Source organism: Candidatus Latescibacterota bacterium (genome assembly GCA_020633725.1).
Taxonomy (GTDB): domain Bacteria; phylum Krumholzibacteriota; class Krumholzibacteriia; order JACNKJ01; family JACNKJ01; genus VGXI01.
Window position 1 is genome coordinate 272,004 of record JACKDC010000002.1, and the last position, 26,914, is coordinate 298,917.

The 26,914-nt window shown below is 73.0% G+C and carries 27 protein-coding genes; 6 read left to right on the plus strand and 21 right to left on the minus strand.

The window, feature by feature from the left end; all coding sequences use genetic code 11:
* Positions 1-46: 46 nt before the first annotated feature.
* The 20 genes from H6693_05635 to H6693_05730 all read right to left on the minus strand — a co-directional run bounded on the left by H6693_05635 (position 47) and on the right by H6693_05730 (position 20,108).
* Positions 47-1,075, minus strand: coding sequence for an AgmX/PglI C-terminal domain-containing protein (locus H6693_05635; protein ID MCB9515654.1), 1,029 nt, complete (start codon positions 1,073-1,075; stop codon positions 47-49).
* 1 nt (position 1,076) lies between these two features.
* A complete protein-coding gene (locus tag H6693_05640) occupies positions 1,077-1,574 on the minus strand; it encodes a biopolymer transporter ExbD (protein MCB9515655.1) in 498 nt (165 codons plus the stop codon).
* The gene (locus tag H6693_05645) at positions 1,571-2,041 is read right to left on the minus strand and encodes a biopolymer transporter ExbD (GenBank protein ID MCB9515656.1); all 471 of its coding nucleotides are present in this window, start codon (positions 2,039-2,041) and stop codon (positions 1,571-1,573) included. Before H6693_05645 ends, H6693_05640 begins: the two co-directional genes overlap by 4 nt.
* A gap of 3 nt (positions 2,042-2,044) precedes the next feature.
* Positions 2,045-2,692, minus strand: a complete 648-nt coding sequence (locus H6693_05650; GenBank protein MCB9515657.1) for a MotA/TolQ/ExbB proton channel family protein — start codon at positions 2,690-2,692, stop codon at positions 2,045-2,047.
* A gap of 3 nt (positions 2,693-2,695) precedes the next feature.
* Positions 2,696-3,022 carry a hypothetical protein gene (locus H6693_05655; protein ID MCB9515658.1) on the minus strand — a complete coding sequence of 109 codons (327 nt, stop codon included), beginning with the start codon at positions 3,020-3,022 and terminating at the stop codon, positions 2,696-2,698.
* The gene (locus H6693_05660) at positions 3,009-3,914 is read right to left on the minus strand and encodes a tetratricopeptide repeat protein (GenBank protein MCB9515659.1); all 906 of its coding nucleotides are present in this window, start codon (positions 3,912-3,914) and stop codon (positions 3,009-3,011) included. The genes H6693_05655 and H6693_05660 overlap by 14 nt, the downstream gene beginning before the upstream one ends.
* A gap of 80 nt (positions 3,915-3,994) precedes the next feature.
* Positions 3,995-8,632, minus strand: coding sequence for a hypothetical protein (locus H6693_05665; GenBank protein ID MCB9515660.1), 4,638 nt, complete (start codon positions 8,630-8,632; stop codon positions 3,995-3,997).
* A 1-nt stretch (position 8,633) separates the two neighbouring features.
* Complete coding sequence (locus tag H6693_05670) at positions 8,634-9,410, minus strand: hypothetical protein (protein ID MCB9515661.1); 777 nt, start codon at positions 9,408-9,410, stop codon at positions 8,634-8,636.
* A 1-nt stretch (position 9,411) separates the two neighbouring features.
* Positions 9,412-10,002 (minus strand): hypothetical protein, encoded by a 591-nt coding sequence (locus tag H6693_05675; GenBank protein MCB9515662.1) that lies wholly within the window; start codon positions 10,000-10,002, stop codon positions 9,412-9,414.
* A 12-nt stretch (positions 10,003-10,014) separates the two neighbouring features.
* Positions 10,015-10,893 (minus strand): outer membrane beta-barrel domain-containing protein, encoded by an 879-nt coding sequence (locus tag H6693_05680; protein ID MCB9515663.1) that lies wholly within the window; start codon positions 10,891-10,893, stop codon positions 10,015-10,017.
* Positions 10,894-10,907: 14 nt separating this feature from the next.
* Positions 10,908-11,576 (minus strand): hypothetical protein, encoded by a 669-nt coding sequence (locus tag H6693_05685; GenBank protein ID MCB9515664.1) that lies wholly within the window; start codon positions 11,574-11,576, stop codon positions 10,908-10,910.
* Complete coding sequence (locus tag H6693_05690) at positions 11,573-12,175, minus strand: hypothetical protein (GenBank protein MCB9515665.1); 603 nt, start codon at positions 12,173-12,175, stop codon at positions 11,573-11,575. The genes H6693_05685 and H6693_05690 overlap by 4 nt, the downstream gene beginning before the upstream one ends.
* On the minus strand, positions 12,175-13,818 hold the full coding sequence (locus H6693_05695) for a T9SS type A sorting domain-containing protein (protein MCB9515666.1): 1,644 nt from the start codon (positions 13,816-13,818) through the stop codon (positions 12,175-12,177). Before H6693_05695 ends, H6693_05690 begins: the two co-directional genes overlap by 1 nt.
* A gap of 23 nt (positions 13,819-13,841) precedes the next feature.
* Positions 13,842-14,969, minus strand: a complete 1,128-nt coding sequence (locus tag H6693_05700; GenBank protein ID MCB9515667.1) for a DUF3570 domain-containing protein — start codon at positions 14,967-14,969, stop codon at positions 13,842-13,844.
* Entirely contained in the window at positions 14,960-15,157 is a 198-nt protein-coding gene (locus H6693_05705) for a DUF4266 domain-containing protein (protein ID MCB9515668.1), read from the minus strand. Before H6693_05705 ends, H6693_05700 begins: the two co-directional genes overlap by 10 nt.
* Positions 15,158-15,183: 26 nt before the next feature.
* Entirely contained in the window at positions 15,184-15,738 is a 555-nt protein-coding gene (locus H6693_05710; protein MCB9515669.1) for a TlpA family protein disulfide reductase, read from the minus strand.
* Positions 15,739-15,748: 10 nt separating this feature from the next.
* The gene (locus H6693_05715) at positions 15,749-17,728 is read right to left on the minus strand and encodes a PD40 domain-containing protein (GenBank protein MCB9515670.1); all 1,980 of its coding nucleotides are present in this window, start codon (positions 17,726-17,728) and stop codon (positions 15,749-15,751) included.
* A gap of 44 nt (positions 17,729-17,772) precedes the next feature.
* Positions 17,773-18,375: a hypothetical protein gene (locus H6693_05720; protein MCB9515671.1), complete on the minus strand. Its 603-nt coding sequence runs from the start codon at positions 18,373-18,375 to the stop codon at positions 17,773-17,775.
* Positions 18,375-18,869 carry a hypothetical protein gene (locus tag H6693_05725; GenBank protein MCB9515672.1) on the minus strand — a complete coding sequence of 165 codons (495 nt, stop codon included), beginning with the start codon at positions 18,867-18,869 and terminating at the stop codon, positions 18,375-18,377. Before H6693_05725 ends, H6693_05720 begins: the two co-directional genes overlap by 1 nt.
* Before the next feature lie 225 nt (positions 18,870-19,094).
* Complete coding sequence (locus H6693_05730; GenBank protein ID MCB9515673.1) at positions 19,095-20,108, minus strand: FAD:protein FMN transferase; 1,014 nt, start codon at positions 20,106-20,108, stop codon at positions 19,095-19,097.
* 199 nt (positions 20,109-20,307) lie between these two features.
* Between H6693_05730 and H6693_05735 the strand changes: the two genes are divergently transcribed.
* From H6693_05735 to H6693_05760, 6 genes are all read left to right on the plus strand, one after another.
* Entirely contained in the window at positions 20,308-21,192 is an 885-nt protein-coding gene (locus H6693_05735) for a putative selenate ABC transporter substrate-binding protein (GenBank protein ID MCB9515674.1), read from the plus strand.
* Positions 21,193-21,218: 26 nt separating this feature from the next.
* The gene (locus tag H6693_05740) at positions 21,219-21,995 is read left to right on the plus strand and encodes an ATP-binding cassette domain-containing protein (GenBank protein ID MCB9515675.1); all 777 of its coding nucleotides are present in this window, start codon (positions 21,219-21,221) and stop codon (positions 21,993-21,995) included.
* Positions 21,985-22,872, plus strand: a complete 888-nt coding sequence (locus H6693_05745; GenBank protein ID MCB9515676.1) for an ABC transporter permease subunit — start codon at positions 21,985-21,987, stop codon at positions 22,870-22,872. The genes H6693_05740 and H6693_05745 overlap by 11 nt, the downstream gene beginning before the upstream one ends.
* On the plus strand, positions 22,869-23,783 hold the full coding sequence (locus H6693_05750) for an ABC transporter permease subunit (GenBank protein MCB9515677.1): 915 nt from the start codon (positions 22,869-22,871) through the stop codon (positions 23,781-23,783). The genes H6693_05745 and H6693_05750 overlap by 4 nt, the downstream gene beginning before the upstream one ends.
* Before the next feature lie 95 nt (positions 23,784-23,878).
* Complete coding sequence (lysM, locus tag H6693_05755) at positions 23,879-24,331, plus strand: peptidoglycan-binding protein LysM (GenBank protein ID MCB9515678.1); 453 nt, start codon at positions 23,879-23,881, stop codon at positions 24,329-24,331.
* A gap of 20 nt (positions 24,332-24,351) precedes the next feature.
* On the plus strand, positions 24,352-24,552 hold the full coding sequence (locus H6693_05760; protein MCB9515679.1) for a dodecin domain-containing protein: 201 nt from the start codon (positions 24,352-24,354) through the stop codon (positions 24,550-24,552).
* 76 nt (positions 24,553-24,628) lie between these two features.
* On the opposite strand, the gene H6693_05765 is transcribed toward H6693_05760, so the two are convergent.
* Positions 24,629-26,884 carry a hypothetical protein gene (locus H6693_05765; protein MCB9515680.1) on the minus strand — a complete coding sequence of 752 codons (2,256 nt, stop codon included), beginning with the start codon at positions 26,882-26,884 and terminating at the stop codon, positions 24,629-24,631.
* Between the last annotated feature and the right edge of the window lie 30 nt (positions 26,885-26,914).

The following is a 26,914-nucleotide window of genomic DNA, read 5'->3' on the forward strand; positions in this document are numbered from 1 at the left end:
CCGGTGGGGAAACCCACCGGCCTTTCTTGCAAGGTCGTGTCGGGGATTACTGGCTCGCGCTGAACACGAAGGGCGCGTTGAAGCTCACGCGGCCTCCCTCCACGGCGCCGAAGCGCCAGGCGTTCACCTGCGCCAGCACGCAGTCCAGCACCTCGGCGCTGTGGAGCGTGTCGTCCACCACCGTGGCGTCGCTCACGGAGCCGTCGCCCTCCACGGTGAGGCGGAGCACCAGCTTGCCGGCGAGGTCGCCCTGGCGCTTGAGAGCGTTGTCGTAGCAGTAGCGGATGCCCGGCGCGTAGCGCTGCAGCACGGCCAGCAGGGAGGCGTTGCTCCGGATCTCGGCGCCGCCGTCGCCCGCGCCGCCGCCCAGCGCGCCCGCCGCGCCGCCACCCGACGACGCCACCGCCATCTCCCCAAGATCCACCGACAGCCCCGCGGCCAGCAGCACCGGCCCGCCGGCATCGGCCGCTGCGGGCGCCACGGCGTCGCTCACCCCGGCGAGCTGCTCGCGACCGCGGCCTCGGCGGAGGCGTCCGCGGTTGCGCTCGGTGCGCGGCGCGGCGTTGTCGTCGGCGGTGGGCAGTGCCGCGCTCAGCTCGGCCAGGGTCTTGTCGAGCGCAACACTGGTCTTCGCGAGGGACGCTGTGGCCGCCTGCGCCTCCTTGCGACCCGCCTGCCCCTGATCCGGCGCGACGCGCGGCGCGGTCTCCTTGCGGATCACGCGGCGCTCGGGCCGGGGCGGCGTGACGGGCGCCGCCTGGGGCGTCTCCACCGCGGCCGGGGCGGGCGGCGCCTCGGCGAACTCGGGCGGCGCCTGCACCTGCGACTTGGGGGCGACGGCCTTCGGCTCGGCCGGCCGCTCGAGGATCAGCTTGGCCAGCCGCTCGGGCATGGCCTCGAGCGTGGGCTCCACCAGCACGGGAGCGGGCGTCAGCGCGACGGTCGCCAGCAGCAGCACGCCGAGCGCGCCGGCGATGGCGAAGCTCCGCCGCGTGCGCGCATCCATCTCCCCGATCAGGATGACGTGCCAGGGCAGCCGGTAGCTCTCGGCGCGCAGCGTGGTCACCACCGACATGCTAGCTGTCCTTGATCACGGCCAGGGCGATGTCGTCGTAGCCGCTGCGGTTGCAGGTGTACATGACCTTCTGCAGGATCGAGAACTCGATGTCCCTGTCGCCCTGGATGGCCAGGCTGGCCGGGCGGTCGGCCTCCTCGGCCGCGCCGCGCCGCTGGGCCAGCGCGTCGCCGCGCGCGCGTTCGGCTTCGAGCCGGCGGCCGAGGCCGTCGATCCACAGCGTCTCCTCGGCGAGGGACGCGCTCACGCTGGCCACCATCTCGTCGCCCACGAGGATCGCGTCGTCGAAGACGGCCACCACCAGCCGCGGCGCCGCGTTCTCCTCGCTCGACGACTCGGGCAGCTCCACGCCGGGCACCGGCGTCAGCGCCTCGCCGTCCACCACGAAGCTCTTCAGCAGGAAGAGCAGGAGCACGGTGAGGATGTCCATCATCGAGGTCATGCGCAGGGTCGTCTTGCCGCCGCGCAGGCGGTGGTGACCCAGGTGGCGTCGCTTCACGGCTTACCTCCGCTCGCGTCTCCGTACAGCGCCACGTCGGGCCAGCCCGAGCCGCGCGCGATGTCCATGGCCGCCACGATGCGCGCGTAGCGCGTGTGGGGCGTCGACACGATCACGATGTCCCGCTCGTCCGGGTGCTCGCGGCTGATCGCGGCCAGCAGCGCGCCGAGGCGCGCGGGGCCGTCCGCGTCCTCCGCGATGGTGCTCGCCGCGATGCCGCGACCCTCCACGCGCCAGGCGCCGTCCTCCAAGCTCACCGAGAGGTCCAGGCCGGGCGCGGCCGGGGGCGCCGGCGCGCTGTCGGCGGGCGGCAGGTGCATGTCGATGACCGTCACCTGCAGGAACACCGCCGAGATCAGCAGCATCGGAATCAGCGCGATGAACAGGTTGAGCAAGGGCAGGATCTCCAGCTCCTCGGCGACGAGCTGCCGGAAGCCGCGGCCCTGCCCGCGCTTGCTGCGCAGCATGAGCTAGAGCTCCCCGTTGCCGCCGGTGAGCAGGCTGATGAGGCGCACGCTCAGGGCGTCCACGCTGTCCACGATGCCCTCCACCTTGCTCACCAGGAAGCCGTGCACCAGCAGCGCCGGCACCGCCACGATCAGCCCGAAGGCCGTGGTGTTCAGCGCCTGGCTGATGCCGGCGGCCAGGAAGGCCGAGCGCTGCGACGGATCGGCGGCATCCACCGCCGCGAAGGCCGTGGTCAGGCCGAAGATCGTGCCCAGCAGCCCGAGCAGCGTGGCGGCGTTGGCCAGCATGTTCAGATAGGAAAGGCGGCGGCCCAGCGGCGGCAGCACCACGGTGGCGGCGCCGTCGGCGGCGCTTTGCAGCGACTCTTCATCGCCGCCCTCGCGCTGCAGGATGGCCTTAGCCACGCTGGACGCCGGCGCCTTCACCTTGCCGCACAGCTGAACGGCGCTGTTCTTGTCCCCCCTGCGCACGAGACGCAGCAGGTCGCGGCTCAGCTTGGCCGAGTTCAGGGCCGCGGCGCGCTGGATCACCCAGAAGCGCTCAAGGCTCAGCGCCAGGATGACCAGGCCCGTGGCCAGGATGACGTACATGAAGGGCCCGCCGTTCTTGAAGAACGCAGCGAAGCGGCCCAGCCAGACGAGCGGATCCATGCCTCACTCCTCCGTCGTGGTGGTGGTCGGTCTGTCGATGGCCGGCGCGAGCAGCGCGTCCGGCACTTCCGTGGGCTCGAGGCGAAGCGGCGCGGGCAGCGCGGGCTCGAGCAGCCCCGCGGCCGCGAGCAGCGTCCAGCCGTGCGTGGCCGTCAGCCGCGCCGGCTCGCGGGCGTTGATGAACAGCACCTCGGGGCCGTCCACCACGCCTTCGATCTGGATCGCCTCGAGGCTGCGCGCGGCCGGCGCGGGCGTCTCGGCCGCCGCGGCGAGGCTCGCCGCGCTCAGCAGCGCAAGGGCGCCGGCGAGGCGGAGGCTAGTTGGCGTCATGCTGCGTCTCCTTGGTGACGTCCTCGCGCGTCAGCGCCACCTCGCCCGCGCCGCTGCCGTCGGCGAGGCTGCGGCCGAGGGCGTCGGGGTCGTCGCCGCCGGCCGGGGCGAGACGGCGATAGGCCAGGTAGTGCTCCCGCGCCGCGGACTCGTCGAAGCGGTAGTGCAGATCGACGATGGCCAGGTTGTAGTAGGCGCCGGCGCAGTCGGGGTCGAGCGACAGCGCGCGCTCGAACTCGGCGGCGGCGTCCTCGGGGCGTCCCGCATAGAGCAGGCCGATGCCGAGGTTGTTGGCCGCGGCGGCGGAGCCCGGCGCGGCGGCCGCCGCGGCGCGCAACAACGGCTCGCTGTTGAAGGGATCGGGGCCGCGCAGCGTGAGGAAGCCGAGGGCCGGGGCGATGTCGCCCTCGGCGGGATCGAGGCGCGCGGCGAGGGCGTCGGCCTCGTCCAGTTCGCCCAGCGCCTCGAGCTGCAGCGCCAGGCCGGCTTCGAGCGGGCCGCGGGGCGAGGCGCCGGCGTCGAGCGCTGCGCGCAGCAGCGCGGCGCCGGCGGCGTACTCCCCGCGCCCGTACAGACGCTTGGACTTGAGGCTCACGGCCGGGGCGTAGCGCGCGTCACGCGCGAGCGCGAGGTCCAGCGAACGCTCGCCGGCGGCCGAGGAGTCGGCCGCGAACTGGAGCGTCGCCAGACGGTAGGGCCAGTAGGGCTCGGTCACGGCCAGCTGCGCGCGTTCGCGGAGCGTCGGTCCCTCGCTGGCCAGCTGCGCGACGGGGTCCGCCTCCACCGCGCTGTCCACCCCACGGTTGCCGGCGCAGCCGGCCATGGCCAGCAGCAGCGGCACGTGCAGGACGCGAGTCCAGCGGCGGGCAGTCTGCGCATCCCAGCGGGGCATGTGGCTCCTCGTCGGGTTCCAGGTGACCGGGGGGGCGAGCGTCGCCCGCGTGATTTGGCTGTTCGCAAGTCGCATACCGATCAGGAACCCCAGGGGGGCGCTTCGGCCTGCACCAGCGGATAGTCCAGTTCCGGCAGGTGCAGAAAGCGACGGGCGATGCGCGGCCACAGCTCGGTTTTAGTAATTGAGACCCAGTTGTCCGGGTCTTCGTCCCCGGAGGGAGCGAGGCGCACCAGTTCGCTCCAGGTGCTCTCGCCGCGGCTGTAGAGCTGCCAGGCCTGATCCTCGAGGACCTCGAGGTAGGCCAGGGCGTCGTCGCCACTAAGAGAGGGGGGGGCTTCGAGGGCGAGCAGCGCGTCGCCGAACTCGTAGAGCGACTGGCCGAGCAGATGCGCGGAGGCCCGCGACCAGCGCGCGTTGCCGCGCGCGAGCACGGCGCGGCTCCGCTCGGCGAGGTCCGTGAGCGCGGCCTGCTTGCGCTCGAGTTGCGTGGCGAGGGGCGCGGCGCCGTCGAGCTCGATCTCCGCGAAGCGCGCGTGCAGCGACAGGCAGACGAGATAGTCCACCCGCGCCAGCAGCTCCGGATCGCCGAGTTCGGGGCGCGCGGCGGCGCCCGCGAGATAGTCCGCCAGAGGGCCGTCCAGCGCGCCCGGGTCGGGGATGGGCGCGTCGCCGCGCGCGTCCAGCGCGGCCAGCGCCCGGGCGCGCAGGATCTCGGTCAGGGAGGCGGGGTGCTCGGGGAAGCGCGCGAGGAAGCGGTCGCGCAGGCTGTCGGCGGCGTTCGCCGCGCCCGCGCCCACGCAGAGGTCCACCGCGCGCAGCAGCGCCTCGGGCGCTTCGTCCGCGCTCGCCTCCTCCAGCGCGTAGCTGGCCAGCGCGGCCGCCGCGGCGCGGGGGTCGGCCTGCTCCCGCTGTGCCGCGAGGCGGAGCAGCGCATCGCCGCGCAGGGGGCTGCCCGGCGCGCGACGGCTCAGCGCCGCCCAGGCCCGGCCTGCGGCGGCCGTCTCGCCGCAGTCCTCGTAGGCGAGGCCGGCGCGATACCAGGCCTCGTCGGCCTGGTCGAAGGCGGGCCAGTCGGAGGCCAGCGCCTCGAAGCGCCGCGCACCTGCGCAGTCGCTGCTATCGGCCGCGACCGACGCCTCGGCCGCGAGGAACTGCGACGCCGGGACGCGTTCGGCCAGGGCCGTCGTCAGGCTGTCGTTGCCCGCGGCGCGCGCCAGCACCAGGGCCTCCGCGTAGCGCGCGGCCGCGGCGGCGTGCTCGCGATCGCGGGCCAGGGCGTCGCCGCTGCGGGCGGCCGCGAGGGGGGCCGCCGCGTTCTCGGGCCAGCGGCGCGCGAAGCGCTGGAAGGCCTCAGCGGCGTCCGCGTTCATTGCGTTGGCTTCGCGCAACGCCGCCAGACGCCAGAGCAGACCTGCCGCCCGTTCGTCCCGGGGGTGCGCGGCAAGGAAGTCCTCGCCGGCGGCCAGGAAGCGCGCCAGCGCGGCCGGCGCCGCGGTGGAGTCCGCCGTCGTCTGCGCCGCGTCGAGCAGGGCGAGCGACTGCCATCTGGCCGTGGGGGCCAGGCTGCTGTCCGCCGCCGCCGCGGCGCCGTAGCGGGCGAGGGCGGTTTCCATGTCGCCGAGTCGCGCGGCGGTCTCGCCGGCGAGCAGCAGGCGCGCGGGATGCTCCGCGTCGTCCGCCCAGTGGGCCAGCAGCAGGTCCATCTGGCCGGCGAGCTCGCGCCAGGCCGCGGGGTCGTCGGTGGCGCGGGCGCGCGTCTGGGCCTGCGCGGCGAGACGGAGCGCGCAGGCGCGGGCAAAGTCTCCGCCGGCCTCGGCCAGCGAGTCGTCCGTGGCGCGCACGGCGTGGTCCCAGGCGCCGCCCGGCAGAAAGCGCCGCGTCAGGTCGGCGAGGCGGCCGTCGGCGCGGGCCGAGTCGCCGGCCGCGCGCAGGTCGCCAAGGAGCAGCTGCGCCTGGGCGAGCGCCGCGGGCGCCAGGGGGTGACGCTCCAGCCACAGCGAGTCCGCCGCCGCCGCCCGCGCGTGGAAGCCGTAGCCGCGCAGGAGACGTCCCATGTCGGTCAGCAGCGCGGGCGACCAGTCGCGTTCGCCGGAGCCCGCGAAGAAGGACGCGAAGGCCGGCGCCCCGCCGGCCCGCGCCAGCGACTCCGCGAGATGCCGACGCGACTCGCTCTCCAGCGCGCCCGCCTGCGGGTCCGTGGTCGCCACGCGCAGCTCGAGGTCGATCAGGCGACGGTAGAGCTCGGCGGCGTCGAGGAAGCGGTCCTGCTGGAAGCGGATCCAGGCCAGGGTGTAGAGCGCCACGCGGGCCTGCTCGGGCGCGCCCCGCTCGGCCACGGCCGCGTAGTGGGCGGCCGCCGCCGCGGCGTCGCCGCGGGCCATGGCGCGCTCGGCGAGGCGCAGGCGCGCGCGCGGAACGGTGGGGGACTCCGGCCACTCCTTCAGTAGACGCTGTAACGTGGGCTCGCCGTCCGGGTCGCCCGCGTCGTCGAGCAGCATGCCCAGGTTGAAGAGCACCTCGTCACGGCGCGCGAAGTCCTGGTCCTCGTCGAGCAGCGAGCGGTAGAGCGCGCAGGCCGGCGTGACGTCGAGGAAGGGGGCGAGCGCCTGGGCCGCGGCCTCGTCGGCGGCGCCCTCCGCGCCGAGGAAACGCGCCATGGCCGCGTTGAAGCTGGCGTGCGCCTCGTCGAGACGCAGCTCGGCGAGGGCGAAGCGCATCTCGGCGCGGGCGGTCGACCCGGGATGCGCGGCGAGGAAGGCGGCGATGCGCTCGCGCGCGACGGCGGCGAGGGCGTCGTCGTCCGCACGGCGGCTGCGGGACAGGGCGGCCTCGGCGAGCTGGTAGTCGAGCGCCTCCTGCTGGACGTCCATCGCGGCCAGCCGCTGTTCGATCAGCGACGCGGCCGCGTCGCGGCGCGCCGCGCGCAGTTCGCGGGCCGCGGAGGATTCGTTCGCCTCGGCGCGAGCGAGCGCCTGCGCGAGCGCAAGCTCCAGCGAGTCCGGCGCGGCGGCGAGTCGTCGCAGGTGGGCGGCGAGGGCGTCGGCGTTCGCGAGCAGCGTGTCGCCGCGGGCGGCGGCGTCGGACGGACCGTGGCGCAACCGCGGCGCCCAGCGCTGCTCGAGGCCCTCGGCGAGCAGCACGGGGACGCGCGCGCGGTGCAGCGCGGCGAAGTCCCGCAGCTCTCCGGCCAGCGAGCGCTCGGCGACCACGAGGCTGTCCAGGTCCAGGGGCGTCGTGCGCGGGCGGCGCGCCCGGGGGCCGTCGAGGCGCAGTCGGTCGAGGGCGGCGAAGGCCTCGTCGTGCAGCGCGGCGCGACGCGCGACGGCATCGACGCGCGCGAGCAGCCACGCCTGATAGTCTCCGAGCAGGGACGCGAGGCCCGCCTCGGCCCGACGCGCAGCGAGGTCGAGCGTGTCCAGGCCGGCGGCGGTGCTGCGCAGGTCGGTGTCCAGGGCGTTCAGGCTGTCGAGCATCGCGGCCAGGTGACGCCGCCAGGCGGACCGGTCCGCCACGCGCGCGTCGCGCGCCGCCTCGGCCCGCTGTCGCGTGAGACCTGCCGCGCCGAGGGCGCTGCGCGCGTCCTCCAGGGCACGCCGTTGCGCGGGGGCGAGCGATAGCGGCGCGGGGTCGGTGGCGGCGGGTTCGAGGGCTTCGCCGGCCTTGCGGCCCGCGCCGTCGAGGCGCTCGCGGCGGTCGCTGGCGGCGGCATCGAGCGCGGCGAGCAAGGCGTCGCGGCTCCAGGGCGCGAGGCTGAGCCCGCTGCGCGCCGCCAGGGCGAGCAGCGAGTCCGCCGCGGCGTCGGGGTCGAGCGCGACCAGCCGCCCGCGTTCCGCTGCACGCGCGGCCTCGAGCGCCGTGAGATCGCGCCAGGCGGCGTCGGGATCGTCCGCGTCGAGCGCGAGGCGGGCGCGCAGCAGCGTGGACGGATCGTCCGCCGGCAGCGGGGCCAACGATGCGCGCGCTCCCACGCTGTCGCCGGCGGCCAGGCTCGCCAGCGCGCGCACGCGCAGCGCGTTCGGCGCATCGGAAGCGGCCGCCAGTTCGGTCTGGGGGTCGCGCGCCAGGGCGCGGAGCGCGGCGTCCGCCACCAGGGGCCGCTCCCAGTCCGCGCGCACCCGGTGACGCGCCAGCGCAAGCCAGCGCGCGCCGGCGTCCGCGTCGCCGCGGCGATCGGCCAGCCGGGCGGCGAGCTGCAGGCGCAGGGCCTCGGGAAGACGTCCCGCGCATTCGGCCAGGGTGGCGGCGGCGCGGTCGAGGTCGTTCGCGGCGAGCGCGCGCTCCACCGCGAGTGCGGCCAGTAGCGGGGGAGCGCCGGTCGCGTCGTGGCCAGGATCTACGCCGCTGGCGAGCGCGATCAGATCGAGCGCGGGGGCGGCGGAGAGGGGCGGGGCGTCCAGCAGGGCGTTCAGCCCGCGCGTGTCGCCGGCCGCGGCGGCGGCCAGGGCCTGGAGGAGGCGGGTGCGGGCGGCGGCGTCGGCATCGAGACGCGCGGGCTCCGCCAGCGCGAGCTGTTCGAGCGCGGCCCCGGGCGCCTCGCGCGACCAGAGCCCCAGCGCGAGACCGAAGGACAGGCGCGCGGCGTCCTGCTCGTCCAGGGCGACGGGGGCGGGCGCGAGCGAATCTCGCCGCGCCGCCGCGTCGGCGGCGGCGGGCGGGCTCGCGGTGCAGACCGCCAGGAGGACGAGAACCGCTGTCAGGGCGACGCGCTTCGTCACATCAATCCTGCCAGATCTTCGCCGAGGCGGCGGAGAGGTCCGCGGTGGAGGACACCCCGCTCAGGTCGAGCTGCAGCAGCGTGAGCTGGTCGCGCGGGGTGTCGGCGGCGATCTCCAGCAGGCCGTCGCCGCCCAGGCTGAACTCCAGGCGATGCAGCCGCGGCTCCATGTACTCGTGGAGCACCTGCACCAGGCCGCCGCGGCGCAGGGCCGCGCGCTGGGCGGCGTCGAGACGGATGTTCCAGCTGGCGCCGTCGTCGTCGCGGATGGCGATCTTCGCCGGATCCACCTGGGGCGGCAGGCCCTTGAGCAGCACGATCAGCGCCGTCTCCTGCTCGCCGCGGAGGGCCTCGTCGAGGTCGTGCAGCCGGTCCTCCTGACGGTCGGTGAGACGGTCCATGCGGTCGAGCTGGTCCTCGAGCCGCGAGAGGCTGTTGAGCTGCCCGAGCATGGCGTCGCCCGCGAGCTGCACGCCCTCGGTGCGGACGCTGTCGCGCGAGGCCTCGATCTCGTCGAGAATGCGGCGCAGCAGGAGCTGGCGCTCGTCGAGGCCGCGGGCCTGGCCCTCGCCGGGCAGCGGCTTCTCGCGCAGCAGATCGAGCCGGCCGCGCAGGAAGTCGCGGTTAGCGTGCAGGAAACGCAGGCTGGCGAGGCCGCCCTTGTCGGGCGCGCGACGCTCCACCTTCACGCCCCCTCCCGCGGACTCCTCGGCGACGGCAGGCGTGGCGATGCCCAGGATGAACGGCAAGAGAAGCAGAGCAATGGGCTGGCGGTGCATGTCATCCCCTCCAGGTGCGCACGGCGTGGCCGCTGGACGCGTCCAGGAGAACGTAGAACGAGGGCGCGTCCGGCGAGGTGTAGACGACGGTCCAGGTGCTCATGTCCGGCCGCTGCGGATGGAAGGCGCCGCGCAGCAGGACCATGCTGCTCAGGCGACCCTGGTGCTTGCGGCAGTAGTCGCGGCCGCCGGCGTCGTCGGCGCTGAGCAGCGCGGCGGCGCTGTCCACCCACTGGGTCGGCAGGGGCGGCGCGTCGAAGTCGAAGTCGAGGTCGCGGGCCTGGAGCACCTTGGCCGCGCCGCCGTCGAAGGAGAGCGAGTAGGACCGGCAGCGGCCGCGCTGGGTCGAGCGGAAGAGGTAGCCCCAGCGCGGCGCCTGGCCCGCGGCGCCCAGGTCCTCGTCGTTCTCCACGTAGACGAGCTGGGCGTCGTCGGCCCAGGCGCGCGCCGCGTCGGCGGCGAGGGCGAGGCCGTCGCGCGCGGCGAAGGGCGCGCGCTCGTCGGCGCGCGCGGGCGTCGGCCACGGGGCGATCCCCAGTGCGAGCAGGAGGACGAGCGCAGGCGCCGTCCTGGTCGGGAACGGGACTCTCATCACGGGCACCTCCTAGAAGAGCAGGCTGCTGCCGAGGCTGAACTCGACGTTGTTGTTGTCGCGCCGCGCGCTGGCGGCGCCGGAGGCGAAGCGGTAGTTCCGGAATTCCCAGCGCATGGCCATGCGCTTGCTGAAGTAGAGCATGCTGCCCGCGCCCAGGTTGACGCTGGGCTCGGTCTCGCCGCGCAGGATGCTGCTGCCCATGCCGCCCGTCAGGTAGGGCACCATCTGCCGTCCCGGCAGCAGCTTGAGGTTGAGATTGAACGAGTAGTAGAGCATGTGGAACTGCTCCTCCTCGAGGGCGAGGTTGAACAGGTTCTCCACGATCTCGGCGGGACGCGCGACGCGCGTCCAGGCCACGTCGCCTTCGAGCTCGACGTGGTCGAGCAGCTGGTAGCCGAGGCTCCCGCCCAGCACCAGCGAGTTCGACTTGCGGTCGAAGGCGTAGGCGCCGCTGTAGGCGCGCAGCGTGTAGCTGCCCACGCGCGAGAAGAGCCTGGGGTTGGGTCTGAACTCGAGGCCCGACATGTCGTCGAACTCCTCGCAGACGTCCTCGTGCACCCAGCCGGTGCGCTGCGCGTCGATGCTGAGGCCCAGCCAGGGGCCGCGCTTGGCGACCACCTTGAACGTGCTGCCCGCGGGGAAGGTGGCCACGATCGCGAAGTCCGGCCCCGGGCCGCTGCGCAGGACGCCGTCGCCATCGCCCGTCAGTCGCACCGACTTCTCCGTGAGGACGTGCGGACCGTTCAGCGGCGTGGACCAGAGCGGCGCGCGCGTGGAATCCGCGGCGCTGTCGGCGCCCCGCGCGATCCCCGTCACGACAGTCAAGAGCGCGAACGCGAGGGCGACGTGGAGACGCCCCCGCCCTCCGCGGCGGTGAGAGGTGCTCACGATGTCCTTCCTTCCTAGCGCAATCCCGGCGTCGCGGTGCCGGGCGTCCAGTCGAGGCGCAGGCCGAAGCGCCAGTTCGTGCGGCGCTGCCGTTCCAGCAGCACCGCGTCGCCCACGCGTCGCGCGCTGTCCAGCGCGAAGACGAGGGCGTCGAGGTCGAGGCCGAGGCCGAGCCCCGCGGCGAGGGGCCGGCGCAGCAGCAGGCCGCCGCCGCCGCAGAGTTCGTTCACGGTGTCGAAGCGAAGCTGCAGAGGTTCGCCGACGTCCACGGTCAGTGCATCCGGTGAATAGGCCAGACGCAGCCAGCCGGCGTGCGCCTGCCCCCAGCACTCGAGGCCGGCGAGCGGAAGGCTCAGCAGCCGCCGCGAGGCGAGCAGCTCCACGTTGCTCAGGCTCAGCGCCAGCGCGGCGGGTGCGCCCGGCAGGCCGGTGCCCTGGCTGCCGCCGTGGCGCTCGGCGCGCAGGCCAAGGCCGCCCAGGCGGCCGTCGAGCAGGAGGCCGCCGCCCACGAGACCCTGCGGCCCGGTGTCCCAGCGGAAGTCCGCGAAGCTGGCGTCGGGCAGCGCCGCGCCCGCGGCGACGAAGACGCGCAGGCCCGCGCTCGCGGGCTCGGCGTGCGCCAGGAGGACGGCGAGTCCCAGCCAGCGCAGGGCGCGGGGCCAGTCGATGCGGCGGCGGTTCACGGCGTGCCCCCGCCGAGGTCGAGCGGATAGCCCTCGGTGAGGATCTGCAGACTGTCCATGGACACGGGCGTCACCACGACGGTGTCGGCCATGCCGGGGCGGCGCACGTCCTCGTCTTCCCCGAAGTAGAGCAGGACCCAGAGCGCCTCGCTGCTGTCCAGGTCGGCGGGGACCTGAGCGTCGAAGGCGAGGGTCGCGTCCATCATGAGATGGTCGAAGCCCGTGATCGCGCGCAAGTCGCCGGCCAGCGGCTGCGTCGCCGCGAGCAGCGCCTGGACGTCGTGGCTCTGCACCTCGGCCGGCGCGTCCGCGGTCAGCGGGTGGGAGGTGGCCAGCGCGGCATCGCCACGCCGCAGCTCGAGCGCCAGCGCGCCCGTGCGGATGGCGCGAAAGGTGACGCGCGCGTCCACGCGCAGGGACAGGCTGTCACCGGGCGCGAAGGCGACGCTTCGCCCCGGCGACGCGCCGAGGATCTCCAGGCGCGTCCAGGTGTCCTCGATGCCCGGCGCCTCCAGACAGCCGGTCGCCGCCGCCCCCGCCAGCAGGGCGGCGAAGGCGGCGGCGCCGAGCGACGCGCGATGTCGTGTGCTCGGGTTCATCACTTGAGCAGGAGCAGCTTGCCCTGCTGCTGGGCCTGTCCCTGGGTCAAGCGGCTGAAGTAGACGCCCGAGCCCTGCGGCCGGCCCTCGCCGTCGCGGCCGTCCCAGACCGCGGAATGCTCGCCCGCGGCGAAGACGCCCTCGGCGAGGACGCGCACCAGGCGGCCGCGCACGTCGAAGACCTCGAGACGCAGGGGCTCGCCGCTGCCGGCCGGCACCGTGAAGCGCAGCGTGGTGCTCGGGTTGAAGGGGTTGGGGAAGTTGCCCATCAGCGCGAGCGCGCGCGCAGGCGCCTGGCCGGCGGCCAGGGCGATGCCCGTCTCGAGCCGCACGGCGGGGCCGTCCGGATAGGCGCTGGCGGCGTCGATCCGCAGGCGGTAGTCGCCGGCCGGGTGGTCGACGAGGAAGTCGTCCGCGGCGAAGCTCACGCTCGCCGGTCCGGCGTCGACCGTGTTCAGGTTCTTGAAGGCGATGCGCGCGCCCGCCGCGTCCAGGATCGTCGCGCTGACGGCCGCGCGGTCGGTGAGCAGGAACTCGGCGCGCGGGGCGTCGCCGCCCTCGGCCTGCAGCGACTGCAGATCCGGGCCGAGCGCGTAGAGGCGCAGGCCGCTGCCCTCGCTCCAGTCCTCGACCACGAGGCTCGCGGCCTCGCGGCGGCGCGACACGTCGCCCGTGCGGTGATCGCTCACCGTGACGGCGGGCACGCAGACGTCGTGCGGGTGGCGCAGCGCGCCCTCCACATCCCCGAGGGGCCGGAGCTGACGGTCGAACTTGCGCAGCACGCCGGCGCCGGGGGCCGCCGCGTAGCAGTTGCCCCAGGCGTCGAGGTCGAGGCCCTCCACGCGGCCCAGCCCGTGGCTGACGGCGCGCTCCCAGCGCAGGGCGTTCGCCGCCTCGCTCAGCTCGACGATCCGCCCGGCGTGCGCGTCGGCGACGAGGACGCGATTCGCGTCGCCAGCCCAGGCCGCGGCGATGGCGGTGGGGCCGGCGAAGCGGCCCACGCCGCCGCCCAGCGCACCGAGCCGCGCGGCCGGCGCGAAGCGGCCCGCGGTCGGCGCGCAGGCGACGATCTCGTTGGCGCCCGTGTTCGCCACGAAGAGGCGGTCGTCGGCGGGCTGGAAGGGCGTGCCGCCGTCGGACCAGGCGACGTCCTGGGGACGCGACAGACCCTCGATGGCGTAGAGCGGCGTGAGGCTCAGCGACTCGCTGTCGTAGGTCGCCTTGAGCACCAGCACGCGGTCGTTGCCGCTGTCGGCCACGTAGACGCGCCCGGCGTCATCCGCGGCGAGCCCGGCCGGCGCGTCCAGCTGACCGAAGCCGCTCGCCGCGCCGTCGTAAGCCGCGAGCCCCGCGGCGGGATCGCCGAAGAGCAGGCGGTTCCACGTGGGGTCGCTGACCACCTGCAGGTAGCGCGCCTCCAGGAAGGGGAAGCGGTCGTAGACGTCCACCCGGCCCAGGATCACCCCGGACCGGGCGCTGCCCATGAGGTCCCGCCCCAGGTCCGCTCGGCTCGCGCCGCGGTCCAGCAGCGCCCGGTCGGCGCCGGGGAAGGCGAGCGGGCTGAAGGTCGCCGCGCTCACGCCGCTGCTGCTCGCCGGCAGGGCGAGAAGCAGGCCAAGGGCTCCGATGGTGATGCGTCGCATGTCGGGCTCCTTTCTCGGTCTCGCTAGAAATCCAGGCTGAGGCCCGTCTCGAAGACGTTCGCCGCGAAGTCGTTCGTGTTGAAGTAGCGCTCGTAGCCGAGGCGCAGGGTGCAGCGCGTGAGCAGGCGCCAGCGCGAAGCGAGGGCGCTCGGCATCCACTCCAGGCGCGTGCCGAAGAGGTGCGCGTCGAAGGGGCCCAGACGGTAGTCGCCGCTGCGGTAGCCGTCGATGCCGCTCGCGCTGGCGTACTCCTCGGCCCAGAACCAGGCGCCGCTCTGGCGGTAGAAGCGGTAGCGGTAGCGCAGCACCAGGTCCGAGCCCAGGTACTGGTTCAGCTTCAGACCCGCGGTGTGCGAGTGCAGCTTCCAGTCGTCATTGTAGTAGCGGTAGTCGACGTTCAGGCTCGAGTGCTCGCCGAGGTAGCGGTTCAGCTTGACGAAGACGTCCTGCCGGTGCCGCTCGTCCGGGTGCAGCTCGGGCTCCCGCGCCCCGCCCGCGTAGACGTTGCGATAGGGATTGTGCTGCAGACCCGAGAGGCGGTTCAGCTCCCCACCCAGACGCAGCACGGTCTTCGGGTCGAGGATCCGCGTCGCCACCACGTTGAAGTGGACGATGCGCTTGCTGCGGGCGTCGCCGCTGGTGTCCTCGTCGCTGAGCGGCTCCACGCGGTCCCAGCCGTAGCCCGCGCCGACCGACACGTTGAGCTGCCGGTGGTCCAGGTCGCGCTGGAGGCTGCCCGAGACCATGCTCGCGTTGTAGTCGACCTCCTGCGAGCGGTAGAAGCCCAGCTTGCCCGGTCCCAGCGCGATGTCCGCCTGCAGCGCGTTGCGCACCTTGATGTAGTCGCTGAACGCGTCGCTCGCGTTGGCGATGGGACGGCTGGCGGCCGTGATGGCATCATCGGCCTCCTGGCTGCCCACCGGCGCCTGCACCGCGGGGATGCTCACGCGCTCGTGGTTGAACTCGAGATTCAGCGTCCGGCCGCCCAGGTCGAGACCGTAGAACGCGTAGTGCGAGCGCACGTGGACGTCCTCCACGTCCGCGAAGTAGTGGAACAGGAAGGACGCCTCCTGGCTCTCCGGCGCGAGGCCGGCCCGCGCCGGAGCGGCGGCCAGGAGCGGCAGCACGAATGCCAGACGCCTCACTTGCACGCGCAGCCTCCGCCGGCGCCGCCCACGCCGCCGCTGGAGCCCTCGCGGGCCTCGAGCCACTTGAGCTCGCGGGCCTCCGCGGGGGTCTCGGCGGCGAAGTCCATGATGGGATCGGCCAGGAACTCGCGCTCGTAGGGACGCGCGCCCGCGCAACCGCCCAGCAAGGGCGTGGCCGCGGCGGCGAGCAGCGCGAACGCGAAGAGGAGTCGACGTCTCACTGCCCGCCTCCCAGGCTCGCGCTCTCCGCCGCGGCGGGACCCTTCAGCAGAACGGCCAGCGCCGCGTCCAGGGCGCGCAGGTTCTCGTCGCTCTCGCCGTGGAGCTCCAGCACGCGCTGGCCCTTGGCGTCGAAGAGGAAGGTGCAGGGCAGGGACGGCAGGTCCATGGCGGCGGCGAGGCCGTCGGGACCGTCGATGTAGAGCGGCAACCCGAGCGCCAGCTCCGCCGCGAAGCGCCGCGCGCGATCCGCCTCGCGGTCCACGGACACCACGCGGGTCTGCAGTCCCTCGCCCGTCCAGCGGGCGACGCGCGCGTCGAGGGCGGGCAGCTCCCGGCGGCAGGGCGCGCACCAGCTGGCCCAGAAGTGGAGCAGCAGCGGCCGGCCCAGCACCGGCGCGGGCGCCGGCGCGGGCGTGGCGCCGGGCGCGTCCAGCAGGGACAGCGGATGCTCGACGACCGTCTGCCACTCCGCCGACGGCCCGCCGGCTGCCGAGGCGAGGCCCGGCAACGCGGCGATCAGGAGGACGGCGAGTGCGAGGCGTGTGCGCATGGGCGTCCTCCTAGCGGTACTGGGCGCCGAGCAGCACCCAGAGGCGGAAGGTTTCCTGCTCTGCCGGCGTGAGCGCGTTCGCGCCGTCCGGGTGCGCGCCGCTGGCCTGCCAGTTGCCGAGGCCCTCGGTGGCGTCGATCAGGAGCGAGCGGCGCGGGAAGGCGGGCCGCACCACCTGGTGATCCATGGTCTCGGACTCGCCGGAGAGGCTGATGTAGCCGCGCGGGAAGATCTCGCCCATCTCGAGGGTGTCGGGGACGGCGGAGAGATCCAGATCGCCCGCGGCCCAGAGCGTGTCGCCCGGCGCGTTCACGATGACCTGGTGGCAGGAGACGCACTTGTTCTCCACGATGGGCGCGATGTCGTTCTCGTAGTTGATGACGCGGAAGGCCGACGGGTCGAGGTTGAGGTCGGCGCCGGCCACGTAGTTGGCGATGGGGTCGGGGTTCGTGGGGTAGGGTCCGCCGGCCACGCGGTCCTCGTGGCAGCCCGTGCACTTGTCGAAGGTCTCGCCGGGCCGCACGTAGAGCCAGGTGCGCTTGACCACGAAGCCGCGGCCGTGATCGTCGAGGGTCGCGAAGGAGATGGGCGTGTCGGCCGGCACCTTGATCTTGAAGGAGCCGTCGCTCTCCACCGGCGCGTAGCCGACGAAGGCGCGCTTCTCGAACTCGTTGGCCGAGAAGTCGCCCATCTCGCCGGCCATGGTGGGACGCGCGGCGATGACGGCGATCTGGTCGATCGTGTCGTTCGCGCGGGTGGGCACCTCCTGCCCGTCCTGGTTGCTGCGGTTGAAGACGTCCTGCGCCACGAAGAAGCCGTAGTCCACGCTGTGGTCCACGGTGTCGGGGATGACGGGCGGCTTCTCGCGCGGCCAGAGCAGCTGCGCGTCGTACTCGTTGGTGGACGGGTCGTTGTAGAGGAAGCTCAGGTCGTCCAGGCTCAGCGTCGCCGGATCCTCGGGCGTGCCCGCGCCGGTCTGGTTGAGCGAGAAGGTGTAGAGCGCGTAGTCCACCTGGCCGTCCTCGGCGGCGGGCAGCGTGTAGCTGACCACGTAGCGGTTGCCGCCCAGGGGGAAGGGATACTTGAAGGCGCCGTAGGTCCAGGGCGCGCCGTCGGTGTTCACGTCGGGCGTCAGGACGCTCCAGAAGTCGCTGTCCGGCCCGGGCGTGGGATCCGCGGGACCGTTCTCGAGCTTGAGCACGCAGATGGGACCGGCGTCCTCGTTCACCATCGTGGACTCCACCGCGATCAGGCGGCCGTCCGGCGTGGGCTGCGCGTGGAAGAAGTTGCGGTCGTGCGGGCCGAACATGTGGAAGGTGCCCGTCCCGTCCGGGTTGGTGAAGAAGAGCGGGAAGCGGTTCATCGTGCCGAAGTGCTCCCAGCGCGTGTAGACGAGCCGCCCGTCCGGCAGCACCGCGGGATCGAAGTCGTCGCTCTGGTTGAAGCTGATGCGCTCCATGGCGGAGCCGTCCGCGTTGCAGACGTAGAGGTGCTCGGCCTGCGAGTGGTTGTACTCGTCCATCTCGCCGTCGCGGCTGCTCGTGAAGAGGATGCGCCCGTCGGGCAGGTAGAGCGGATCGAAGTCGTGGCCGCCGCCGCTGGTGACGCGGCGGAGGTTCTCGCCGTCGGCGTCGATCTCCCAGATGTTGCGGGAGCTCTCGCCGGGCGCGCGCATGGAGAAGAGCACCTTGGCGCCGTCCCAGCTCACGCAGGGATCGCTGACGCTCGCCCCGCTGAAGTTCGTGAGCGGCGTCACCTGACCGCCCGGCGCGATGGGCTGCAGCTTGAACAGGTTGCTGCTCGCCCAGCTCCGGTTGAGCGTCTCCTCGGCCGTGGTCTTCACGAAGACCAGCGCGGGCGTGCTCTGATCGTTGACGATCACGTCTTCCGGCGCGTTTTCCCGGCATCCCGTCAGCAGCGCCGAGGCCGCCAGCGGGAGCGCCGCCAGCAGCGGGGCCAGCGAACGCAGGCGTACGAAGGTGGCAGGCATGATCCACTCCTTGCGCTTGGGGTTCTCCCGAGTGTCCCAGTCCCTCACGGCGTCAGGCTCCGGTAGAAGACGAAGCCCGCGCTGTAGTCCGCGTAGTCGTAGTAGAGCGTCTCGCCGTCCTGGCGATCGAGGACGCGCCGGCCCCGCGCCTCGAGGCGGAGGGCGACGTCGTCGCGAAGGAAGAGCTCCAGTCCTCCGCCCGCGCTGAAGGCGTTGCGCGTGATCGAGTCGGCCAGCAGGGCGCCGCCGGGGAAGGCGATCATCATGCCGTAGCCGGCCGAGACGTAGGGCTGCAGGCGCCAGGGCAAGGGCCGCCTGAGCACGACGCTGAAGTCGTGGAAGAGCGCGTGCACCGCCGAGGCCGGGTTGTGCGCGACGCTCGCCTCGTAGCCCAGCCAGCGCCGCGGGCAGTAGGCCAGGCGCAGCGCGTACTGGCGGTGCGCGCCCAGGCTGCCGGCGGCGGTGGAGAAACCGAGATGGTGACGATAGGGACGCTCGCCGGGGGCCAGCTGCATGCGGCCCTCCGCCATCGTCGGGACCAGGTACTCGACGCGCTGGGGCGCGCCATCGTCCGCGCGAGCCTCGGCGCGCGCAGCGGCCGGCGCGAGGGCGAGGCCGAGCAGGAGGAATGACAGCCGCGCGCGCACTAGCGGTACTCCCCGGCGAGGATCCAGTCACGGAAGGCGACGTAGCCCGGATCGTCCGTGGAATCGAAGCCCGCCCCGCCGATGGCGCCGGCGTGGTCCACGCCGCCGGCGTCCTGGCTCAGCGGCTTGCGCAGCAGCGGGCTGTTCAGGCGGTCCCAGCCCCAGACCTGCAGGCTGGCCTGGTCGAAGTCGTAGGTCGCATCGGGAGCGTCGGGGGGCGACAGGGCGAAGCTGCCCCGCGGGCCGCCACCGTGGCACTGGGCGTTGTTGCAGCCCTGCGCCACGAGCACGGGCCGCACCTCGGACTCGAACTGGACGGGGTCCAGCACGAAGGCGGGGTCACCGCCCGGCGGCGTGGGTGACGTGGACTGCGGCCGGCAGGCGCCCACCGCGGCGGGCACCGTCACCAGGGTCAGCAGGACCAGCGCGGGCCAGCGTCGCTCGGAGCGACCCTTGCCGCCGAAGGCGCCAGGATTGCCCAGCCTGCCTCGCACACCGACTCCTTCCGCCGACGGATCCGCAGTTCGCACGATGCCAGGCCTCGGGCGGCTCTCGCCGGGGCCGTGCCGGGAATCCACGCGACCCCTGGGGGCCGTCCGGACTCACCGGTGGCCGAAACCAGCAATGCGTGCGCCAAAGCGGAAGGAACGATGAGATAAGGGATTTAGGATTCGGATATGCCGGTTTGTCGCCCAGGGGGCGGGAAAGCCCCGTCGCGGCTAGAAGCGGTGCAGGCGGTAGCCCGCGCCATCCCCCGAGCTCATGCTGTAGCTGCCCGCCAGGCTCCCCTCGACCCAGATCAGGTCGGGGCCGTCCTCGCGGCGCTCCACCAGGATGACGTCCATGTCATCCCGCGCCGCGGCGAGCTTCTTGGCGGCGGTCGGTCCCATGACGCAGAGCGCCGTGGCCCAGGCGTCCGCCTCCATGGCGCTGTCCATGAGCACGGTGACCGAGGCCAGCGAATCCGCCGGCCAGCCCGAGCGCGGATCGAGGATGTGCCCGTAGCGACGGCCGTCCGCCGCCACGAACTGCTCGTAGTCGCCGCTCGTGGCCACCGCCGCCCGGGTGAGGGTCAGCGTGCCCAGGGTGGCGTCGCGATTGGCGGGATCGCGCAGACCCAGGCGCCAGTGCTCGCGCCCCGGGGGGCTGCCGAGCTGCGCGATGTTCCCCGAGAGGTCGATCAGGGCGTCCGTCACGCCCATCCTCTGCAGGCTGTCGCGCACGCAGTCCACCGCGTAGCCCTTGGCGATGCCGCCGAGGTCGATCTGCAGGCCCGCGCGCGCGGGCTGCAGCACGCGGCGCGGCGCGTCCCAGGCGAGCGCGCGGTGCCCGACGCGGGGGAGCAGGGCCTGGATGTCCGCGCTGTCAGGGCGCGTGGGACGTCCGCCGAGGAAGCCCCAGAGCCGCACCAGGGGCTCCACCGTGGGATCGAAGGCGCCGCCGCTCGCCGCGGCGATGTGCAGCGCGGCCTCGAGCACCTTGCTGGTCTCCGGCCCGACGGGGAGGGCGTCGTAGGGCTCCGCGTCGGCGAGGGCGCGATTGAGCCGCGCGACGTCGCTGGTGGTCGTCCAGTTCGACATGAGGGAGTCCACGCGCGCGAAGGTGCGCAGCGCGCGCGCGGCGAGGGGCGCCAGGGCGCTCGAGTCGGCGCCGGCCAGCGTGACCGTGGCCGTGGTGCCCATGGTGCGCATCGAGAAGCGCGCGGTGACGTCCTCGGCCGCGCGCGCTGACACGACGGGAAGAAGGCAGGCGAGCAGGGCGGCGACGGCCGTCGCCCGGCAATGGCGTGGATGACGTGACATGGCGAGGGAGTCTAGGGCGGCCGCGCCGGTGGGGCAAGGGCGCAGATCCGTGCTCCGCTAGCCCCCCCTTGCGCTCCGGCCGACAAACCGCCAAACTCCCGGGATATCCCCTCACACCCGCGGAGGCACAATGCGGAACTCACTTCGGCTGCTCCTCGTCCCCATTCTCCTCACGCTCGGCCTCGCGAACTGCGGCCAGAAGCAGGAGGCGGCGAAGAAGGAACTGCTCTACACGGCGATCCCCGACCAGAACAGCACCGAGCTCATCGAGAAGTTCAAGCCCTTCAGCGATCACCTCAGCCAGGTGCTGGGCGTGCCGGTGCGTTACGTCCCCGCGCGGGACTACCAGGCCTCGGTGGAGATGTTCAGGAACGGCGACGTGCAGCTCGCCTGGTTCGGGGGCCTCACGGGAGTCCAGGCCCGCGCCGCGGTGCCCGGCGCCTCGGCGATCGCCCAGGGCGCGGCGGATCCCACCTATTATAGCTACTTCATCGCGAACGCCAGCACGGGCCTCGAGAAGAGCGACGACTTCCCCATGGGCATCGAGGATCTGGCCTTCACCTTCGGCTCCGAGAGCAGCACCTCGGGCCGCCTGATGCCGGAGCACTTCATCCGCGAGGCCACGGGCAAGGCGCCGTCCGACTTCTTCAGCAAGCCCGTGAGCTTCTCCGGCAGCCACGACAAGACCTGCGAGCTCGTCGCCAGCGGCCAGTTCCAGGCCGGCGTGGTGAACTACAAGGTCTACGACCGCCGCGTGGCGGAGGGGACCACGGATCCGAACGTCGTGCGCGTCATCTGGCAGACGCCCCAGTTCGCGGACTACAACTGGACCGCGCATCCCAGCCTCGACGCGACCTTCGGCGCCGGCTTCACCATGAAGCTGCAGAAGGCGATGACGGACATCAGCGATCCCGCGCTCCTCGCCGCCCTGCCGCGCGAGAAGCTCATCCCCGCCAGCAACGCCGAGTTCGAGGGCATCCGCGAGGTCGCCGTCCAGCTCGGGATGCTGCGCTAGCGGCCGCGGTGGGCGGCGAGCGGGGACTGGCCTTCCATCTCCAGGGCGTGAGCCTGCGCTACGGCGCGCAGACTGCCCTGGAGGACGTCACGCTGGACATCGCTCCCGGCGAGGCCGTCGGCCTCGTCGGGCCCAGCGGGGCGGGCAAGACCAGCCTGCTGCGGCTGCTCGGCGCCGCGCTGCCGCCCACGGACGGCCTGCTCGCCATCGCCGGACAGGATCTCGCGACGGTCTCGCCGCGCGCGCTGCGCCAGCTGCGGGCGAGCCTCGGTTTCATCCACCAGGATCTGCGCCTGGTGCCCAATCTCCGGGTCAGCCAGAACGTGCTGGCCGGGCGGCTGGGACGCCTGGGCTTCCTCGGCTCGCTGCGGCACCTTTTGCTGCCGCCCCGGCGTGAGCTGGCGTCGGTGCACGCGCTGCTCGAGCGCGTCGGCATTGAAGACAAGCTCTTCGCGCGCAGCGACCGCCTCTCGGGTGGACAGCTGCAGCGCGTGGCCATCGCGAGGGCGCTGCATCAGCAGCCGCTGGCCATGCTGGCCGACGAGCCCGTGGCCAGCGTGGATCCCGCCCGCGCACGCGACACCGTGGAACTGCTCACGCGCATCTGCGCGGAGGAGGGGCTCACCCTGGTGATGAGCCTCCACAATCTCGCGCTCGCCCGCGAGCACTTTCCGCGACTGGTGGGCCTGCGCGCGGGGCGCCTCGCCTTCGACGCACCCGTGGACCAGGTGACCGAAGCGCAGTTCGCCGCGCTCTACACCCTCGACGCGCCTGCGCCGCCCGGCTCCGCCCATGGGGGCTGAGACCCACATCCGGCGCGGCGCGCCGGGAGCCTACGGCGCGCGCCTGATCGTGCTCGCGGCGCTGATGATGGCCGGCCTCGCCTCCCTCGCGGCGCTCGGGCTCTCGCCCGCCGGCCTCAGCCCGGGGCAGGGCGGCCTGCGCGTGGCGGGGGACTTCCTCGGCCGCGCCCTCAGCCCCGCGCTTGACTACCAGGGCGACGTCCCCGCCGGCACGCCGCCAATCCTCCTCAAGGCGCTCGCGGCCGCGCGCACGACGGTGGTCTTCGCCGCCGCGGCCATCGGGCTGTCGGTGCTGGCGGGGCTCCTGCTCGGCTTTCTCGCGTCGAACGCCTGGTGGGACGCGCTGCGCGGCGGTGAGGCCAGCCGCGCGGGACGTCTGCTGCGGCCGCTGATTCCCGTCCTCTACGGCGGCGTGCGCGTGCTCATCGCGCTGATGCGCTCGGTGCACGAGCTGCTCTGGGCGGTGCTCTTCCTCGCGGCCTTCGGGATCAGCAACCTCGCGGCGGTGATCGCCATCGCGATTCCCTACGCCGGCACGCTGGCCAAGGTCTTCGGCGAGATGATCGACGAGGCCGACACGACCGCCGCCGTCGCCCTGCGGCAGGCCGGCGCCAGCGCGCCGCAGGTCTTCGTCTTCGGGCTGCTGCCCCGCGCGCTGCCGGACATCGGCGCCTACGCCTTCTATCGCTTCGAGTGCGCGCTGCGCTCGTCGGCGGTGCTGGGCTTCTTCGGCTTCCCCACGCTGGGCTACTACCTCTCGGCCTCCTTCGAGAACCTCTACTACGGCGAGGTCTGGACCTACCTCTACACGCTCTTCGTCCTCGTGGCGCTGGCGGACCTGTGGAGCGGCGCGCTCAGGCGGAGGCTGCTGACATGAGCGCGCGCGAGGCAAGGGTGCGCGCGCTGTGGCGCGGCCGGGAGCGCAGCCCCTTTCTGCGCTGGAGCGGGATCGCCCTGCTGGCGCTGATCGCGGGCTCCTGGATCGGCGGCGGCTTCAGCGCGCAGGGCTTCCTGGCGCCGCGGCGCGTCGAGAACCTGCATCGCTTCCTGCACGAGCTGCGGCCCTATCCACTGCAGGAGACCGACTGGGACAGCGGCGTCGCCCTGCGCTGGGCGCTCGATCTGCTCGGCAGTCGCGGGCTCGCCGCGGCGGGGATCACGCTGGCGATGGCCGTGGCGGCCATCGCGCTGGCCGCCCTGCTGGGCACGCTGCTCGGGCTGCCCGCCGCCCGCAACCTGGCGACGCCCGCGCCCTTCCTCCCCGCCGCGCACGCTCCCGGGCGCGGCGCCCGCGCGGCCTGGGCGACGCTGCGCGGTGTCGCACGTCTCGCGCTCATCTTCTGTCGCGCGATCCCGGAATACGTCTGGGCCTTTCTCTTTCTCGCGCTGCTGGGGCCGAGCGCCTGGCCGGCGGTGCTGGCCCTGGGTCTGCACAACGCGGGCATCCTGGGCAAGCTGGGCGCGGAGGTGGTGGAGAACCTCGATCGCGGGCCGCTCGGCGCGTTGCGTGGTCTGGGCGCCACCCGCGCTCAACTGGTCACCACAGGGGTTTTTCCGCTCAGCGTGTCGCGCCTGCTGCTCTACTTCTTCTACCGCTGGGAGACCTGCATTCGCGAGGCCACGGTGCTCGGCCTGCTGGGGATCGTCTCGCTGGGTTACTGGATTGCTGACGCGCGCGCGCGCAATCAGTACGACGTGATGGCCTTCTACATCCTCCTCGGCGCGCTGCTGGTCTTGCTCGGCGATCTCGTCTCAGGTTTGATACGCGCCTGGCTGCGGCGGGCCTAGCCGGCTGGACGCGCCCGCGCGCGAAGTGTTACAAGTCGGGACGCCGGGCTGGGTGCACCGCCGGCGAACCGCGGACCCGAACCAAGGAGCGAGTCATGGGTCTCTTCGATTTCGTCAAGGACGCTGGCGAGAAGATCTTCCACACCGAGGCCAAGGCCGCCGAGGCGCGGACCGAGATGGCGCAGCGCCTGGGCTCCCACGTCACGGCCATGGGCTTCGAGGTCGAAGGTCTCGCGGTGGACTTCAACGACAAGGACGTGGCGACCCTGCGCGGCACCGTGGCGTCCCAGAAGGAGATGGAGCAGGTCGTTCTCACCGTTGGCAACGTGAGCGGCGTGGCGTCGGTGGACAATCAGCTGGTGGTGAAGAAGCCCGAGCCCGAGGCCGTGTTCTACACGGTGAAGTCCGGCGACACGCTGGGCGCCATCGCCAAGGCGCATCTCGGCAGCGCGGGCGCCTACATGAAGATCTTCGAGGCGAATCAGCCCATGCTCAAGGACCCGAACAAGATCTACCCGGGTCAGACGCTGCGCATTCCCAAGAGCTGAACCCCGACGAAGGAGAGAACATGAGCATCGTCAAGGTCATCGAGGTCATCGCCTCGTCGAAGAAGGGCTGGGAGGACGCGGCCCGCAACGCGGTCGAAGAGGCCGGCAAGACCGTCAAGAACATCAAGCACTTCTACGTGGAGAGCCAGACGGCCGTGGTGGAGAAGGGCGAGATCAAGGAGTACCGGATCAACGGCAAGATCTCCTTCGTGGTGGACTAGCGAAGCACCATTGCGATGTGGGCCGGGGCTGCGCGCAGCCCCGGCCCGGTCGTATCCAGCGGTGGGTCGTCCCGACTCAGCGGAGCATCACCAGCTTCGCGCCGGCGCTGGCGCCCGCACCCTCGAAGCGCAGGAAGTAGACCCCGCTGCTCATCGCGTGGCCGGCGTCGTCGCGGCCGTCCCACTCGGCGTGATGCTCGCCGGCGGGCAGGGTGGCGTCGAACAGGGTGCGCAGAAGGCGGCCGTCGACACCGTGCACGGTGACGCGGGCGGGGCCGTCGGCCGGCTGGACGAAGCGCACGCGCGTCTTGGGGTTGAAGGGGTTGGGGTAGGCGGTGAGCAGCGCGGGCGCGGGCGTGGCGTCCACCGGCTCCACCGCGGTGATCGCGCCGCAGTTCAGCGGTCCGATGCCCAGCGCATGGGGCGCGGAAGCGTGCCGGTCGCTCGTGACCAGCAGGTCCGGGCCCGCCGCCACCGCGTCCGCCAGGTAGCCGCCGAAGGCGCCGGTGACCCTGGGGTTGGCCGGGTCGGAGATGTCATAGGCGGTGAGGCCGCCCGAGGCGACGTACACGCTGCCGTCCCGCACCGCCAGGTCGTAGTGACCGGAATAGCCGATGCTCACGCTGCCGAGGGACTGCGGAGTGGTGGGATCGCTGATGTCCAGCACGCTCAGGCTGCCGCCGAAGAGATCGTCCCAGTTCCAGGATTTGAGCCGGACCAGCAGGTCGCCCACCACCTCCACGCGGTGAGCGCCCGGCCAGCCATCGGCGAGCGGATCGTAGTTGAGCGGCTGCAGCGCGTTCGGGTCGCTCACATCGACGATCCAGAGGCTCACGCCCTCGGCGCAGTAGAGGATGCCGCCCGCCAGCGCGAGGTCCTGCGCCCACAGGTTCACCGCGGTGGCGTCGAGCAGCACGGGCAGGGTCGGATCGCTCGTGTCCACCGAGACGACGGGGCCGTTCTGGAGCGAGAGGAAGGCGACTCCATCGCCGAGTGCGATGGCGATGGCTTCGTCGGGAAGGACGAGGCCGCCCACCAGCCAGGGGCTGGCCGGATCCGCCACGTTGGCGATCTGGAGTCCTCCATCAAAGGCGGCGATGTAGGCCAGATCGCCCTGCAGCACCAGATCGCGCGCCTCGCCGGGAAGCGCCGTCCGGGAGAGCGTCACCGGGGTCGCGCTGTCGCTGAGATCGGCGATGACCAGATCGTCCGGGCCGGCCGCGAGGTAAGCCGTGCGTCCCTCGATCACGATCTTGTCGGCGGCCGTGTCGAAATCGTGGCTCTCCATGGGCACGAACGTGGGGGCGGCGAAGATCGTCGAAAGCGTGGAGCTCGTGGCGTTGTAAGCGCTGTTGTAGGCGCTCACGAGGGCGTGCTCTCCGTGGAGCCCGATGCCGCGCGACCGCTGCGAAAGGCCGACCGTGCCCAGGTCGACCATCGCCGCCGGATCGGAGACGTCGATCACCGCGACGCCGCCGTTGGCGATCAGCGCGCGGTCCGCCTGCACGACGATGTCGTAGGGCTGGCCGCTGAGTGGCAAGGTCGACAGGACGCTCGGCGCCCCCGGCACGGAGACGTCGACGCTTGCGAGGAAGCCCGTGTTCGCCCAGTAGTAGCCCGTTGCGTAGAGCACGTTGCCCACCAGGTCGAGGGCGCGGGGGTAACTCGACATGGCCACGGTGGCCAGGAGCACGGGGGCGAGCGGATCGGTCACGTCCAGTATGCGCACGCCGCCGGCGCCGCCGAGGTAGGCCACGTCGCCCTGCACGAGGATGTCGAAGGCGTCGGGGAAGGCGGTGAGTTCCGCGACGAGCGCCGGGGCGCTGGGGTCGGCCACGTCGTAGACGTTCAGCGAGTGATAGTAGCACGCGAAGAGGTAGTGGCCGCCCACGAGCGCCGTGTGCAAGAGCGTCGACAAGTCCACGATGTCGATCGGAACCTCGCCCAGGAGCACGGGCACTGCCGGGTTGGCGACATTGAAGACCTGCAGCCCGGACGGGGGCATGTAGATGTCGGAAGACCCCGCCGCGTAGGTGACGTAGGCGAGGTCGCCGTCCAGGGTGACCCAGCGGCTGCCCTGGGCGCCGAAGCTGGTCAGGACGACGGGGTGGACCGGATCGCTGACGTCCATGACGAGCATCTGGTCCGTCGTGCCGACGTAGGCGATGTCGCCGTCGACGGTGACGCTCTCGCCCCAGTAAGGGAGGGTCATGTCGCCGACGAGGTTGACGTAGTCGTCGTAGTCGACGCAGTCCAGCGGCGTGGCGGTCGCGCTGGCTGCGGCGAGCAGGAGGGCGAGTGTCAGGGTGGCGAGGCGGTGGCGGCAATTCATGGCGAACTCCTGGGATTGGGGTCCACGATT

Excerpts from the sequence above, each read along its gene's own strand:
- H6693_05635 (MCB9515654.1), bottom strand. The coding sequence starts at position 1,075 with ATGTCGGTGGTGACCACGCTGCGCGCCGAGAGCTACCGGCTGCCCTGG.
- H6693_05645 (MCB9515656.1), bottom strand. The coding sequence starts at position 2,041 with ATGCTGCGCAGCAAGCGCGGGCAGGGCCGCGGCTTCCGGCAGCTCGTC.
- H6693_05650 (MCB9515657.1), bottom strand. The coding sequence starts at position 2,692 with ATGGATCCGCTCGTCTGGCTGGGCCGCTTCGCTGCGTTCTTCAAGAAC.
- H6693_05655 (MCB9515658.1), bottom strand. The coding sequence starts at position 3,022 with ATGACGCCAACTAGCCTCCGCCTCGCCGGCGCCCTTGCGCTGCTGAGC.
- H6693_05660 (MCB9515659.1), bottom strand. The coding sequence starts at position 3,914 with ATGCCCCGCTGGGATGCGCAGACTGCCCGCCGCTGGACTCGCGTCCTG.
- H6693_05670 (MCB9515661.1), bottom strand. The coding sequence starts at position 9,410 with ATGCACCGCCAGCCCATTGCTCTGCTTCTCTTGCCGTTCATCCTGGGC.
- H6693_05675 (MCB9515662.1), bottom strand. The coding sequence starts at position 10,002 with ATGAGAGTCCCGTTCCCGACCAGGACGGCGCCTGCGCTCGTCCTCCTG.
- H6693_05690 (MCB9515665.1), bottom strand. The coding sequence starts at position 12,175 with ATGAACCCGAGCACACGACATCGCGCGTCGCTCGGCGCCGCCGCCTTC.
- H6693_05695 (MCB9515666.1), bottom strand. The coding sequence starts at position 13,818 with ATGCGACGCATCACCATCGGAGCCCTTGGCCTGCTTCTCGCCCTGCCG.
- H6693_05710 (MCB9515669.1), bottom strand. The coding sequence starts at position 15,738 with ATGCGCACACGCCTCGCACTCGCCGTCCTCCTGATCGCCGCGTTGCCG.
- H6693_05715 (MCB9515670.1), bottom strand. The coding sequence starts at position 17,728 with ATGCCTGCCACCTTCGTACGCCTGCGTTCGCTGGCCCCGCTGCTGGCG.
- H6693_05735 (MCB9515674.1), top strand. The coding sequence starts at position 20,308 with ATGCGGAACTCACTTCGGCTGCTCCTCGTCCCCATTCTCCTCACGCTC.
- H6693_05745 (MCB9515676.1), top strand. The coding sequence starts at position 21,985 with ATGGGGGCTGAGACCCACATCCGGCGCGGCGCGCCGGGAGCCTACGGC.
- H6693_05750 (MCB9515677.1), top strand. The coding sequence starts at position 22,869 with ATGAGCGCGCGCGAGGCAAGGGTGCGCGCGCTGTGGCGCGGCCGGGAG.
- lysM (MCB9515678.1), top strand. The coding sequence starts at position 23,879 with ATGGGTCTCTTCGATTTCGTCAAGGACGCTGGCGAGAAGATCTTCCAC.
- H6693_05760 (MCB9515679.1), top strand. The coding sequence starts at position 24,352 with ATGAGCATCGTCAAGGTCATCGAGGTCATCGCCTCGTCGAAGAAGGGC.
- H6693_05765 (MCB9515680.1), bottom strand. The coding sequence starts at position 26,884 with ATGAATTGCCGCCACCGCCTCGCCACCCTGACACTCGCCCTCCTGCTC.